The organism is Amycolatopsis sp. NPDC043887, assembly GCF_056435665.1.
The window spans coordinates 22380-35835 of record NZ_JBWKEB010000026.1; the positions used below are offsets into that span (position 1 = coordinate 22380).

The following is a 13456-nucleotide window of genomic DNA, read 5'->3' on the forward strand; positions in this document are numbered from 1 at the left end:
CGGACGGGTGTCAATACTTCGGGCGCGGTCAGCCCTTCAGCACCGGATGCGGCCTTCCGTCGAGCCGTTCGTCGGCGCGGTACTGCAGCAGCAGGACCGAATGCACCGGCCCCTCCGAAGCGGTGTAGCAATGCGGCTCGCGGGCGTCGAAGGCGACGTAATCGCCCGGGCCGACCTCGACGGTCCGGCCCGCCACCTCGACCAGCAGCGATCCGGTCTGCACGATGGTGTGCTCGACCCCGACATGCCCCTGCGAACGCTGTGGCGCGTCCCCGCGCACCACCTGGTCGTACACCTCGAAGACGCCGTCGCCGGTCTCGATCCGCCGCAGTGGCCGGAGATCCACTCCCTCACCGCTGAGCACCTCGACGTCGGCGCCGCGCACCACGGTGAGCGCACCGCCCGCCCGGTGGTCGAGCAGGTCGGAGATCGCCACCTCCAGCACCCTGGACAGGCTGAAGACGGTCTCGATGGTCGGATTGCCGCCGCCGGACTCCAATTGCGACAGCGTCGCCTTGCCGATGCCTGACCGCCGTGAGAGCTCCGACAGCGAGATGCCCCTCGCCGCCCTGGCCGCGCGCAGGTTGACCGCCAGCATGTCCCGGATCGAGGGCGTCTCGTCCTCCATCGCTGCTCCCTGTCGTTCGTCAAACCGTACGACCGGATGGGCGAATCGTTCGCTTTGCCGATCGAGTTCGCGGACATCATGACACGCCCCGTGGCGGGGAGGGCATAGCCGCGGCCGATGGGACGGCGCGATGGTGGGCGGCGCCGGCCGCGATGAAACTCCTTCACCAACCGGTGTGTCACCGTCGACACAGGGTCACGGGCGCACCGTCGTTTCCCTCCAGCGAGGAGATTCCCGTGCAGCTGATCCGCAGATCCGCCGGCCGACGACTTCGAGCGTTCGGCGCGGTGCTCATCACGACCCTCGGGCTGACCGCGGCCGTGTCCACCGTGCCGGCGACGGCGGCCACGAACGCCTGTCTCACCGGCACGCTCGCCTTCGACCATCTCGACGCCGAAGCGGGTACCAGCAAGCCCCTGCGCACGCAGGTTGCCCGGAACGCGAACTGGGAACTGTGGGGCCGCACCGGTTCCGGCACGACGACCCGGCTCGCGGCGGGTATCACCGGTGCGTCCGACGGCCGGTTCACCGCCTGCCACACCGCGTCACTCACCGAGGCGTACGTGCGGTTCCGGTCGAGCAGCACCTCGATGTGGCGGGTCGTCAAGGCGGCGAACAACACCACCGACTACACGTTCGACTCGGCACACCGCACGAACGTGTCCGGCACCCAGGACCTCGGCACGGTGAAGGTGCCGTCGACGCTGCAACGGGCGTGGAAGGTCGTGGACACCCTCAACGTCTTGTACTGGAAACGCGCCAACCCGGCTTCGTCGTGCTGGACGGCCCGGCAGTCCGACGGGCGCTGCGACCGGATCACCTTCGTCTGGGATCCGAAGGTCGCCGAGGGCGGCTACTGGGACTACCCGAACACGAACTATGTCTTCCTCGGCGCGACGATGCCCGACTCGAAGCACCTCATCCTCCACGAGGCCGGGCATTGGCTGCAGTGGCAGCTCTACGGTCGTGATTTCCCCGTGGTCGACGGCTGCAACCCGCACTACATCGAGAAACACAGCTCGGAATCGTGCGCGTGGACCGAAGGCTTCGCCGACGCCGTCGCGGCCTACGCGCTCGGCGACTACCGCTACGTCTACGACAACGGCACCTCGTACAGCTTCGAAAACGACGCTTCGACTCCTGGCTGGGACGACGGCGACACCGTGCAGGGCAGGGTCGGCTCGTCGCTGCTGGACCTGTGGGCGCCGGACGGGCCGGACGGCGGGAACTGGAACCGCACGATCGCGCTGATGACCCGCCACTTCAGCCAGGACTTCCGTGAGTACTTCACCGAAGACCGGCCCGCGGCGGGTCTGTCCACGACCGGCGCCGCCGAGCGGATCCTCGCCGGACACACCATCCGGTACTGACGGTAGGTGAAGGCCGGACCTAAGTCCGGCCCTCCGGTGAGGGGCAAGTCAAATGTGGCGTGACCGAGCCTCTGCGGTGAAGGACCCTTCGCTGGGTCAAGGCAGAGAAGGCGGCCTTCGCGGCGTGGTTCCGGACTGGCCACGAGAGCCGGCCGTGCGTTGAGTGTCCACAAGGGACACATTTGAGCGGCGAAAAGTCTGATTAGTGGCTATATGTGCGGTTTTCGAGAGGGGTCGTGAGTGGCAATGATGGTTAGAACGCACATTGCCACTCACGACCCCCGCGCAAAGTACCCAAAACGGATACTACTGCCCGACCGGCGTCCCTTGTGGACGGTCAAGAGCTTGCCGGCCTCCTTGGCGCCCTACTCCACCACTGACTCGGCTCACGCCACCTTTGCCTTACCCCTCGTCCGTCCTTCAGCCCCTGGCTGCCTGGACCCAGGCGGTGATCTCGTCGGCGGTGGAAGGGAAACCGCCGGAGAGCAGGTCGTACCCCGATCCGGTGACCACGACGTCGTCCTCGATCCGGACGCCGAGGCCGCGCAGCTCCGGCGGCACGGTGCGGTCGCCGGCGTGGAAGTACAGACCGGGCTCCACCGCCAGCGCCATCCCCTCGGCGAGCGTGCCCTCGCGGTACGTGGACGGATGGGCGGCGGCGCAGTCGTGGACGTCCAGCCCGAGGAAATGGCCGGTACCGCAGACGATGTACCGGCGGTGCTGCTGCCCGTCCGGCGACAGCGCTTCGTCCACCGACACCGGGAGCAGGCCCCAATCGTGCAACCCCTCCGCGAGCACGCGCAGAGCCGTCGCCTGGAACGCGCCGTAGTCCTGGCCGGGTCGGACCTCGCCCAACGCCGCGACATGCGCCTTGTGCACCAGGTCGTAGACGTCGCGCTGCGCCTCGGTGAACTCCCCGCCGACCGGGAAGGTGCGGGTGATGTCCGCCGTGTACAAGGAATCCACCTCGACGCCGGCGTCGAGCAGCAGGAGACTGTCCTCGGTGACCTGCCCGTCGCAGCGCGTCCAGTGCAATATCGGCGCGTGCGGCCCGGCCGCCACGATGGAGGTGTAGCCGGGTCCGGTTCCCTCGGTACGGGCACGGCGGTCGAAGGTGCCCTGAAGCCAGCGTTCCCCGCCCCCGCGGACCGCCTCGGGAAGCGCGGCCAGCACGTCGGCGAACCCGAGGGCCGTGGCGTCGACGGCGGCGCGCAACTGGCCGATCTCCCAGTCGTCCTTGATCCGGCGGAGCTCCGCGAGGACGGTCCGGAGCCGTTCGCTGTGGCCGAAGCCGTACGCGTCGAGCGCGGGATCGACCCCGGCGCCGACCAGGAAGCTCGGGTTCCGCCCGCGCAAGCCGTGCGGGAGGTCCTCCAGCGGACGGCACTCGATGCCGAGCGCACCCTCGTACGCGGCCGGTCCGGCGGCGGAGCCGACCCACAGCGGGCTGGTGTCGGCGTCGCCCACGAAGTCGGGCTCGTGCGCCTCGGCCGGTCGCGGGACGTACAGCGTGGCGTGGTGGCTGTCCCCTGCCGGGGTCATCACGAGGATCGCGCCCTCACGCCGGCACCCGGTGAGCCAGACGAAGTCGCTGTCGGCGCGGAAGCCGTGGAAGGTGTCGTTGGACCGCACCACGGCACGGCCCGCCGCGAGCGCGATCCGCTGACCGGGCAGTTCCGCCGACAGCCTGCCGCGATGGGCCGCGGCCGCCTCGGCGGTACCCGCCGGCACCTCGACGACGTCGTCGGCCGGCTCCCAGCCGTCGCTGATCCAGTTCCGGAACCCCTTGGCGGCCAGCAGCGCGCGCAGATCCGGCCGGGTTCGGTCGCCGGTCATCGGCTCCCCCTTTCAGGTAGTCACGGTTCTGGCCGCACCTTCGCACCGCGAACGGCCGGGCCGTAATGACCGGCGGCGATAGACTCCGCCTATGGCCCTGGAGATCCGGCACCTGCGGGCGATCTGCGCCATCGCCGAAGCGGGCAGCCTCTCGCAGGCGGCCGCCGCACTGGGCATGTCCCAGCCGTCGCTGACCTCACTGCTCCAGCGGCTCGAACGGCAGATCGGCGCGCCGCTGTTCGTCCGCAGCCACACCGGCGTGACCCCGACCCAGGTCGGCGAGCAGACGTTGCGCCGGGCGTTGACCCTGCTCGTGGAGTTCGACCGGTTCGAGAGCGATCTCCTCGGCGCGCTCGGCGACGGTCCGGTCCGGCTCGGATCGTCCCAAATGGACTGTCTGCCCACCTTTGTCGAACGGCTGGACGACGCGCTGCCGGGGCTGGACGTGACCGTCCACGTGGAACCCTCCAGCGCGGTGCTGGCTCAGGCCCTGGCCCGCGCGACGCTCGACATCGCCGTCATCGCCATGTCCGACGACCAGGAAGTGCCGCTGGCGAAACACCTCGGGCACCGGGTGCTGTTCTCGTGGGTGCCCGTGTTCATCGGTCTTCCCGCCCAGCACCGGCTCGCCGGCGGGTTCGAAGTGGACCTCGCCGAGCTCGCCGGCGAAGCGTGGATCGGGCCGCCCGGCCCCGAAGACGGCTCGCTGACGTCGCTGCGCGCGGCGACGCATCGCGCCGGGTTCACGCCGCGGATCCGGTTCGAATGCCCCAACGGCGGCGGACGGCACCTGATCGCCGCCGGGCAGGCGGTGCAACTCGTCGAACCCACCGCGCCCGAACTGCCCGGCATGGTCGTCCGGCCGCTGAAGGGCGACCCCATGCGGATGCGGCTCGTGCTTGCGTGGCGCAAGGAACGGCTGACGTGGGACCAGGCGGAAAACGTGTACCGCGCGGTGATGACGTCGTACACGCGGCACGCCATGGCATCGACCCCGTTCCGGACCTGGTGGGAGCGGCGGCGGAGTTCCCGGTCTTGGGACGGGCTGGTGGACTTCTTCCGCGTGGACGGTGCGTGAGCGGGTCGCGGGACCAGGCGAGAGGGTGTTGCGAAAGCCACTTTCGCAACGCGTGCCGGAGGATCTTGCCCTGGCTGAGCCCGCCACCAGGAACGGCCGCTTTCGAACAGCCTGTAACCCGATCCCGCCTCGCCGCGATTGACCCCGTATCGAGCGAACGGAGACGGGGGGATGATGCCGCAACGGCTGTGGCTGGGTCTGGCGGTCGTCTACGCGTGCACCGCCGTGGTCCAGCTCTACCTTCTCGCCAGCACCGGCGCCGTCTGGGCCGGGACACTCACCGCCGCCGGCTTCGCGGCGGCACTTCTGTGTGTTCTCGCCGCCTGGAAGTCCTCGAAACGAGAACGGGGCGACACCAGGGAAATCGATTCGCACCGCCCCTGACGGCCGGATACGGACAGCCCACGTCTCGCCGAAAACCGTTGCGGTGTCGTGGAGTTCGTCGACGGCGCGGGTCAGCGCACGGTGCCGCTCGGACCAGACAGGATGCCGGGAGTCGCCGTCCGCTCATGGCCGCGCTCGACCTGATGGGACGCCGATGGACCTGCGGTGATCTGGGAACTCCGCCAGGGCGACGTCGGCTTCCGCGAGCCGCGGCGCCGCTGCGAACTCATGTCTTCGAGCGTGCTCGCCACCCGCCTCGGCGAGACCGGCGGGGAAGGCTACCGCCTGACACCTTTGGGCGAACGGCTCCTCGACGCGTCGCACCCGCTCGAAAATGGGGTCTCGCCTGGGAAAACGCACTTCGCGAGTGACCATGCACGGCCATGTATCCCGCCGTTCACCCCAGACGGCCTTGCCAGGTGCGGTGAACGGCGTACGGTGAGAAGCACGTGAGGTTGAGTCCACCAGCCCGCACGAACGACCCGCATGTCCGCGGCCCAGCACCTTGTCACAGGGCGACGCGGCGGCGAGTTGACTTGCGCAGCCGTTGTGCAGGCTTACCCGTTGTCGTCTCGTCCCGGCTATCCGGGAGACAGCATCATGACCGAACGTATTCCTTTCACGCGGAGCAGCCGCGACGGCCCCGCCTTCAGCGCCGCTGCCCGGCCCGCCGTTCCGCCGCCGCGTCCTTCGGCCGAGAACCTGTTGCGGGTAAAGCGGATCCGGTGGAACGAAGACCTGCTCGTAGTCGCCGCGGCCGGGGAGATCGATCTCGCCACCGCGGGACGGCTGGAGCGCGCGCTTCGGGGCAGGCTCCCGGCCGCGACGGTGCTCGACCTCACCGAGGTCGGCTTCCTCGGCGTCGCCGGGTTACGGATCATCGAATCCGCCGCGGCCCGCGCCCGCTCCGAACACCGCACGACCGGGGTGGTCACGGACGCCCGGCCGGTACTGCGCCTGCTGCACCTGTTCGGCGTCGACAGCCATGTCCCCGTGTACCGGCACCTCGACCACGCACTCCTCGAAGTGCCGAACCGCTGAGCCGCCTGCCGCTCAGGATCCGGCGAGCGGCAGGAGCGTGGAGAGTCCAGTCTTCGAGGCCAGCCGCCGGATCGTGGGCGACGGCAGGAAACTCAGGTCGACCCCCTGGGTACTGCACCGGTCGTTGATCCTGACCAGGGTCGCCAAACCGGTGGAATCGCAGAACTCCACACCTTCGAGATCGACGACGAGCCTGCCCGGCGCGGGCTCCAGCGCGTTCTCGAACGTCTCCTTGAGATCTTCGGAGGTCGTCAGATCGATCTCCCCCGCCACCGCGATGACGACCTCGGCGCCATCCGGCCTGGCGACGGTCACCGAGAACGGAACTTCCAGGTTTTCGCCGTCTCCGCTCGTCACCGTCATCCACCCCTCGTGATCGGTACCCGAATACTCCGAACATATCGGATGACAGCGCCCGCTCGCGCGACACTCGTGTCCCGATCCCCGGCGGTGCCTTAGCCTTGTCGATGGATCAGGCGGTCGTGGACCGCGGCGGACGACGAGGAGAAGCTTCGTGATACCGATCGACGAGCCGGTGCGCGACGGCACCGACGAGCTGGTCCTCGAGGTCGCCGCCGTCGCCGCCCAGGCAGCCGCGCTACGGGACGTCCTGGCGAAATGGGCACTCGAACGGGGTCTTCCCCGGGAACTGGCCGAAGATCTCAAGCTCACCGCCTACGAAGCGATGACGAACGTCGTCAAGCACGCTTACCCCGACGGCACCGACGACAACGTCATGAAGGTGACCGCCGCCCACGGCGACGGTCACCTCAGGATCAGCGTCGCCGACGAGGGCCGCTGGCGCGACGGAGGCCGCCCGGACGGCGGACGCGGCCTGCCGATCATCCGCGCCTTCGCGCCGGAGGCGACGGTGACGAGCACGCCGACCGGGACCATCGTCCGGCTCGCCTGGCCTTGCCCTTCCGCCTGACACGGGTGTCAGGCGGAAGGGCAAGGTGACGAGCGTCTTCACGAACGTCGCACCACGTGCGCGGCCCAGCGCCCGTTGATGCGGTGGACCTCGACGTCCCGTTCGTAACAGGCGGAGAGCCCTTCGCCGGTGAGGACCTCGTCGATCGGCCCCGCGCCGGTGACCTTGCCGCGGCGCACCATCAGCGCGTGCGTGACCGTCGCGAGCTCCGGCTGGGCCAAAGTCAGGTTTTCCAGCGCCATCAGGAGATCCTCGCGGCCGGGCAGGTCGAGACCGGCGAACGGCTCGTCCAGCAGGAGCAGCAGCGGGTCGGCCATGAGGGCCCTGGCGAGCCGGACCCGGGCGCGTTCGCCCTGCGAGCAGACGCGCACCGGCCGGTCGCGCAGTTCGGTGCAGCCGACCAGTTCGAGCAGTTTCGACGCCCTGTCCCGGACCGCGTCGTCGTAGCGATCCCACAGCGGCAGCACGCTTCCGCTGAACCCGGTGAGCACCACGGTGTGCGCGTCGTGGTTCTCCGCGTCCGGCAGCCGCTGGTTCGCGCCGACGAAGCCGATATGCGTCCGCACGTCACGCAGGTCGACCGCGCCCATGCGATGGCCGAGCACGACGGCCGTCCCCGCGCTGGGGAACCGCTGGGTCGCGGCCACCGAAAAGAATGGTCGACTTCCCGGCCCCGTTGCGGCCGAGGACGACCCAGCGCCGGCCGTAGTCCACCCGCCAGTCGACGTCCGACACCAGCGGCACGCGACCCACGTGGACCTCGACCCCGGACAGCTCCACCGCCGGTCCGTCGAGGTTCGGCTGCACGAAGACGGGCTTGTTCACGCGGTTCATGATCGCAGGACACGTGCCAGGCGCCCGCCTGGGGTCCGATCATCGGATGACGTCGTAGACCAGCTTCTGGACGCCGTTGCCGTAGGCCTCGCTCTCGACGAGCTTGAGGTTCTGCTTGTCCTTGTCGGTGTCGCCGAACATCTTCTTGCCCGCGCCGAGCAGGACCGGGAACAGCAGCAGGTGGTAGCGGTCGATCAGCCCGGCGTCGGCGAGGTTCCGGTTCAGTTCCGCGCTGCCGTGGATGATGATCGGCCCGCCCTCGGTCTCCTTGAGCTTCGCGACGTCGTCGAGCGAACGCAGGATCGTGGTCTCGCCCCAGTTGCCGACGAGGTCCTCGTCCCGCAGGGTGGTCGAGACGACGTACTTCGGCATCGCGTTGTACTCGGCGAACTCCTCGGTCATGCCTGGCCACACCGGCGCGAACGCCTGGTAACTGACCCGGCCCATCATCATCGCGGTCGCCTCGCCCTGCTCACGCCCCTTGAGCTCGTAGGCGGCTTCGTCGAACTCGATACCGTCGAAGGTCCAGCCGGAATTGCGGTAGCCCGGCTCCCCGCCGGGCCCTTCGACGACGCCGTCGAGCGAGACGAACGCGGTGGCGATCAGGGTGCGCATCTGGTTTCTCCTTGGGTTGTTTCAACCTGCTTCCGACACTGCGTCGACCGGGGAACGCCGGATTCGACACCGCGCCAGAAAAATTTTCAGCCGTCCGCGTCGCGCACGAGCAAGGCGATCTGCACCCGGTTCTCGACGCCGAGTTTCGCGAGCATGCTGCTCGTGTGCGCCTTCACCGTGGCGACGGTGATGTCCAGTCTCCGCGCGACATCGGTGTTGGACAGGCCCTCGGCGATGGCGTTCGCGGTCTCGCGTTCGCGGTCGGTCAGCGTCGCCAGCAACCCGCGGGCGGTTTCCCGGGACGCCCGGCGCGCGTCGGACGAGTGCGGCCCGGTGGCCGCGGCGATCAGCCGGGACGTCGCGGCGGGCGAGAGCGCGGGTTCGCCGGTCGCGACCGTCCGGATCGCCGCGAGCATCCGGGGCGGCGGCGTGTCCTTGAGGAGGAACCCGAGCGCGCCGACGCGCAGCGCGCCCAGCACCATTTCGTCGGAGTCGAACGTCGTGAGCACCAGGACGCGGGGCGGTTCCGGGAGCCGGAGAATCTCCTCGGTCGCGCTGAGGCCGTCGCGCCCGGGCATCCGGACGTCCATCAGGACGACGTCGGGCCGCTGCTCCCCCACCACGGTCACCGCCGCGTCGCCGTCGGCGGCCTCGCCGACCACGACGAGGTCGGGTTCGCCGTCGACGATGAGCCGCAGCGCCATCCGCACCAGGTGTTCGTCGTCGACGAGCACGACCCGCACCCGCTCGTTGCCCATTCACTCGCTCCCTTCGCGGACCGGCCACGGCAACCGCGCGGCGAGGACGAACCCGCCGCCAGGTTCCGCGTGGTGGTCCAGCTCGCCGCCTGCCAGTCCGACCCGCTCGGAGAGGCCGAGCAGCCCGAAACCCGAGGCGGGCGGCCCCGCGACCGCCCGCGCCGCGCCGGAATCCCGGATCGTCGCCCGCACGCCGTCCCCCGCTTCCCCCTCGACGGTGACGGCCACTCTCGCACCCGGCGCGTGTTTGCCCGCGTTGGTCAGGCCTTCCTGGACGACCCGGTAGACGGTCCTCGCGATCGCGTCGGGCGGCTCGCCCGAGATCGTGGTCGTCAAGGTGACGTCCAGTCCCAGCGCCCGCGCGTCCGCGACCAGCGCCGACAGGTCGGCGAGCGAAGGCTGCGGGGGCTCCACCTCATCCGGGCTGGCCCGTAGCACGCCGAGGACGTCCCGCAGCTCTTCCAGCGCCTGATGGGAGCCGTCGGCGATCCCGCGGGCCAGTTCCGCGACCTGGTCGGCGGGCAGATCCGGACGATGCCCGAGCACCCCGGCCTGCATCGCGACCAGCGAGACGCGGTGCGCGAGGACGTCGTGCATCTCGCGGGCGATCCGGTGCCGCTCCATGATCCGCGCCTCGGCCGCCCGCGCGGCCTGCTCCCGCTCCACGCTTTCGACCCGTTCGCGCAGGGAGCGGACCTCCTCCCGGCGCGCTCCGATCGCGGCGCCCACGGCCACCACGATGCCCACCATCAAGGTGGGGAGGCTGATCACCAGCCACAGCGGTCCGGGCACCTCGCGCTGCGGGTACAGGTCGGCGGTCAGCACCGCCGTGATCACCGACAACACCGCCGCGACCGCCGTTTCGGCCGGTCGCCGCCGGGCGGCCAGCGAGCAGAGCGCCAGCAACGACGCGCCGCCCGCCAATACCGAGACCGTCGATGCGAGGATGACCGCGATCGTGATCACGACCGGGAAGCGGCGGCGCCACAGCAGGGCGGTCAAGCAGGCGAGCGCGATCAGCGGATCACCGGTGATCATCCAGTCGACCCTCGACCCCGTCGCGCCCACCGGAACTTGCGACGCCGTGACGAGCCAGAGCAGCACGCCCAGTCCGGCCGCGGCGAGCAGGCGCCAGGCCTGTCCCCACGGACTGAGGGGCGGCTGGGCGCCGGCGTCGGTGATCACGGGCCCATCATGGTCGACCCGCTCGCGGCGGCGCAGCCGGACACAGGACGACCCGGGGCTCGACTTTGGTCGGACGCGAAGTGCGACGCGCTGCCGATGTGCGCCCGGCCCCGCGGCGGCGATGCTGGGGCCCGACCGTGAACCAGGAGGTAGGAAGCATGACCAAGGGCGGCTATCTGGGGCTGCAGATCGTCGGGATGGTGGCCATCGCCGTCTTCGCGCAGGCCGCCATCCGCAGCCTGTTCGATCATTCCGCGACCCAGTTGTGGGGCGCGTTCGACTGGGTACCCGGTGACTGGAGCGGCAGGTTGATCGTGTTCCTGCTGCTCGTGGCCGCGGGAACGGTACTGGCGGGCTGGGCCCATGATCGCGGGAAGCAAGCTTCCCGCTAGGAGGACGCCGGTCCGCTAGTATCCGCAGCCGGGCGATTTCCGTCTACATCGGACGGAACTCGCGGGTCTGGTCGATAGCGGGAGAATGCATGGCGGACGGAGTTGGCTCACTCGCGGGGTGGTCTGCCGATCCCACCGAAGTGACCAGCTACGTGGGCCGCGATGCCGAAACCGGTGAAGCGCGGCGCCTGCTGGAGGCGTCGTCGCTGGTCACGCTGACCGGGCCGGGTGGCGTGGGCAAGACGCGGCTGGCGTGGCGGGTCGCCGCGGCCCACCGCGAGGCGACCGCCGACGAGGTCGCGTTCGTGTCGCTGGCCGAGCTGCGGGAACCGGCGTTGCTCGTGCCGACCGTGGCGAACGTCCTCGGTTTCGGCGACCGCTCGGCGAAACCGGCCATCGAGGTGGTCGTCGAGGCGCTTCAGGCGAGCCGGTTGCTGCTGGTGCTGGACAACTGTGAGCATCTGGTCGACAGCTGCGCCTGGTTCGCCGACACCGTCGTCCGAGCCTGCCCCCAGGTGACCGTGCTGGCCACGAGCAGGCAGTCCCTCGGCGTGGCGGGCGAACGTGTCCTGCCGGTGCCGCCGCTGGCGATCCCGGAACAGGGCGAGTCCTTCGAGCGCGTGATGAACGACGAATCCGTGCGGCTGTTCGTGGACCGCGCGACCGCGGTCGCGCCGTCGTTCCGGCTCACCGACGAGGACACCGAACCGCTGATCCGGCTGTGCCGCAGGCTCGACGGGCTGCCGCTGGCCATCGAGCTGGCCGCCGTCCGCGCGCGGGCGCTGTCCGTGCGTCAGCTGGCCGACCGCCTCGACCGGCAGTTCTCCGTGCTCACGAAGGACCGGCGAGGGCGGCCGGAGCGGCACGAAACCATGCGGGCCCTGATCGACTGGAGCCACGACCTGTGCACCGGGCCCGAACGGCTGCTGTGGGCGCGTGCGTCGGTGTTCTCCGGCAGCTTCGACCTCGACGCCGCCGAACAGGTCTGTTCCGGCGGCGAACTGCCGCGCGAACGGGTCCTCGAAGTCGTCGACGGGCTGCTCGACAAGTCCATCCTGCTGCGCGAGGAATACCCCGGCGGCGTGCGGTACCGCATGCTGGAATCGGTGCGCGAGTACGGCGTCGACAGGCTCACCGAGACAGGCGGGACGGTGGAGTTCCGGAAACGGCACCGGGACTGGTTCGCCGAGCTCGCCGGCCGGTACGCCACCGAATGGCTGGAGACCGATCAGCTCGGCTGGATCGGACGGCTGCGGCGCGAACACGCGAACCTTCGCGTCGCCCTCGACTACTGCACCGGCGACCCCGAAGACGCGATCATCGGGCTGCGGATGCTGCGCGACGTCAAGGAGTTCTGGATCGTCCGCGGCCTGAACACCGAAGGCCGGATCTGGGTCCGCCGTCTCGACGAGGCCGCGGCGCCGGGTGTTCCGGAGCGGGCGCACGTGCTGTGGCTCTCCGGTTTCCTGGCCCTGGTGCAGGGAGACCTGCCCGCTCACCGCCGCATGCTGGAGAGGGCGGCCGCCGAAGCCGAGTCCAGCGGCGACGAGCTCGCCGCCGCGTACGTGCTCCACGTCCGCGCCTACGCCGCGCTGATCGGCAACGACATGGCCGAGGCGTCACGCCTCTTCGGCACGGCCATCGACCTGTTCCGCGCCCACGGCGACGAAGGCGCGGACCTCTGGGCGAGTTACAACCACGGGCTGGCCATCTGGCTGAACGGCGACATCGACCGCGGCCGGGCGGTGCTCGCGGAAGCCGTCGAGCGCTGCGAGCGGCGGGGCGAGGTCTTCTGGCGGGGCTGGGCACTGTGGTCGCGCGCCGCCGCCGAGTACCTCCAGGGTGACCTCGCGGTGGCGAGCCGCTGCTGCGAGCAGGTCCTGCGCCTGCACGCCCGGGTGGACGACCGCGTCGTCGTCGGGTTCACGCTCACCGTGCTGGCCGGCTGCGCCGCCCGCACCGGACGGCCCAACCGGGCCGCGATCCTGCAGGGTGCCGCGATGGACGTCTGGCGCACGGTGGGCGCCTGGCCGACGCGGTACGAGGCGTTCACCGAGCCGTTGCAGGCCGACACCGAGGCCGTGACGGCCGCGCTGGGCTGGGAAGTCGCGATCAAGGAGTTCACCGACGGCGCCGCGATGCCCATCGCCGACGCCATCGGGTACGCCCTCGAAGAACGGTCCCCCGAACTGCGGAAGCAGGCCGCAGGGGTGCTCACGAAACGCGAGACCGAGATCGCGCACGTGATCGCCGAGGGGCTGACGAACCAGGAGATCGCCGACCGGCTCGGCATCGCCCGGCGGACGGTGGACACCCATATCGACCACATCCTCACCAAACTCGGCTACTCCAACCGCGTCCAGGTCGCCACGTGGGTGACCCGGTCCGCGGAATCCGCCTGACG

Annotated in this window: 15 protein-coding genes; 7 read left to right on the forward strand and 8 right to left on the reverse strand. The window is 70.2% G+C overall.

The window, feature by feature from the left end; genetic code table 11:
* Window positions 1-28: 28 nt before the first annotated feature.
* Window positions 29-628, reverse strand: coding sequence for a helix-turn-helix domain-containing protein (locus tag AC069H_RS40060; protein ID WP_478235794.1), 600 nt, complete (start codon window positions 626-628; stop codon window positions 29-31).
* A 236-nt stretch (window positions 629-864) separates the two neighbouring features.
* On the opposite strand from AC069H_RS40060, the gene AC069H_RS40065 reads away from it, so the two are divergent.
* The gene (locus AC069H_RS40065) at window positions 865-1998 is read left to right on the forward strand and encodes a metalloprotease (protein WP_478235795.1); all 1134 of its coding nucleotides are present in this window, start codon (window positions 865-867) and stop codon (window positions 1996-1998) included.
* Window positions 1999-2418: 420 nt separating this feature from the next.
* Here the strand turns inward: AC069H_RS40065 and AC069H_RS40070 are convergent, their stop codons facing one another.
* Window positions 2419-3834, reverse strand: a complete 1416-nt coding sequence (locus tag AC069H_RS40070) for an aminopeptidase P family protein (RefSeq protein WP_478235796.1) — start codon at window positions 3832-3834, stop codon at window positions 2419-2421.
* Between the two features lie 91 nt (window positions 3835-3925).
* Between AC069H_RS40070 and AC069H_RS40075 the strand changes: the two genes are divergently transcribed.
* The 3 genes from AC069H_RS40075 to AC069H_RS40085 all read left to right on the forward strand — a co-directional run bounded on the left by AC069H_RS40075 (window position 3926) and on the right by AC069H_RS40085 (window position 6337).
* Entirely contained in the window at window positions 3926-4912 is a 987-nt protein-coding gene (locus AC069H_RS40075) for a LysR family transcriptional regulator (RefSeq protein WP_478235797.1), read from the forward strand.
* Between the two features lie 171 nt (window positions 4913-5083).
* The gene (locus AC069H_RS40080; RefSeq protein ID WP_478230331.1) at window positions 5084-5296 is read left to right on the forward strand and encodes a hypothetical protein; all 213 of its coding nucleotides are present in this window, start codon (window positions 5084-5086) and stop codon (window positions 5294-5296) included.
* A 600-nt stretch (window positions 5297-5896) separates the two neighbouring features.
* On the forward strand, window positions 5897-6337 hold the full coding sequence (locus tag AC069H_RS40085) for an STAS domain-containing protein (protein ID WP_478235798.1): 441 nt from the start codon (window positions 5897-5899) through the stop codon (window positions 6335-6337).
* 12 nt (window positions 6338-6349) lie between these two features.
* Here AC069H_RS40085 and AC069H_RS40090 read toward each other — a convergent pair whose 3' ends face one another.
* On the reverse strand, window positions 6350-6700 hold the full coding sequence (locus tag AC069H_RS40090) for an STAS domain-containing protein (protein WP_340682250.1): 351 nt from the start codon (window positions 6698-6700) through the stop codon (window positions 6350-6352).
* A gap of 151 nt (window positions 6701-6851) precedes the next feature.
* Here AC069H_RS40090 and AC069H_RS40095 point away from each other — a divergent pair, with 151 nt between their 5' ends.
* The gene (locus AC069H_RS40095) at window positions 6852-7268 is read left to right on the forward strand and encodes an ATP-binding protein (protein ID WP_340682251.1); all 417 of its coding nucleotides are present in this window, start codon (window positions 6852-6854) and stop codon (window positions 7266-7268) included.
* A 38-nt stretch (window positions 7269-7306) separates the two neighbouring features.
* Here AC069H_RS40095 and AC069H_RS40100 read toward each other — a convergent pair whose 3' ends face one another.
* The 5 genes from AC069H_RS40100 to AC069H_RS40120 form a co-directional block, all read right to left on the reverse strand.
* Complete coding sequence (locus AC069H_RS40100; RefSeq protein WP_478235799.1) at window positions 7307-7915, reverse strand: ATP-binding cassette domain-containing protein; 609 nt, start codon at window positions 7913-7915, stop codon at window positions 7307-7309.
* Entirely contained in the window at window positions 7836-8093 is a 258-nt protein-coding gene (locus AC069H_RS40105) for an ATP-binding cassette domain-containing protein (RefSeq protein WP_478235800.1), read from the reverse strand. Before AC069H_RS40105 ends, AC069H_RS40100 begins: the two co-directional genes overlap by 80 nt.
* A 48-nt stretch (window positions 8094-8141) precedes the next feature.
* Complete coding sequence (locus tag AC069H_RS40110; protein ID WP_478235801.1) at window positions 8142-8717, reverse strand: dihydrofolate reductase family protein; 576 nt, start codon at window positions 8715-8717, stop codon at window positions 8142-8144.
* Window positions 8718-8803: 86 nt separating this feature from the next.
* Window positions 8804-9475, reverse strand: a complete 672-nt coding sequence (locus tag AC069H_RS40115; protein ID WP_478230336.1) for a response regulator — start codon at window positions 9473-9475, stop codon at window positions 8804-8806.
* Window positions 9476-10660 carry a sensor histidine kinase gene (locus AC069H_RS40120; protein WP_478235802.1) on the reverse strand — a complete coding sequence of 395 codons (1185 nt, stop codon included), beginning with the start codon at window positions 10658-10660 and terminating at the stop codon, window positions 9476-9478.
* Between the two features lie 158 nt (window positions 10661-10818).
* On the opposite strand from AC069H_RS40120, the gene AC069H_RS40125 reads away from it, so the two are divergent.
* Window positions 10819-11052, forward strand: coding sequence for a hypothetical protein (locus AC069H_RS40125; RefSeq protein ID WP_478230338.1), 234 nt, complete (start codon window positions 10819-10821; stop codon window positions 11050-11052).
* An 89-nt stretch (window positions 11053-11141) separates the two neighbouring features.
* Complete coding sequence (locus AC069H_RS40130) at window positions 11142-13454, forward strand: LuxR C-terminal-related transcriptional regulator (protein ID WP_478235803.1); 2313 nt, start codon at window positions 11142-11144, stop codon at window positions 13452-13454.
* Window positions 13455-13456: the final 2 nt, after the last annotated feature.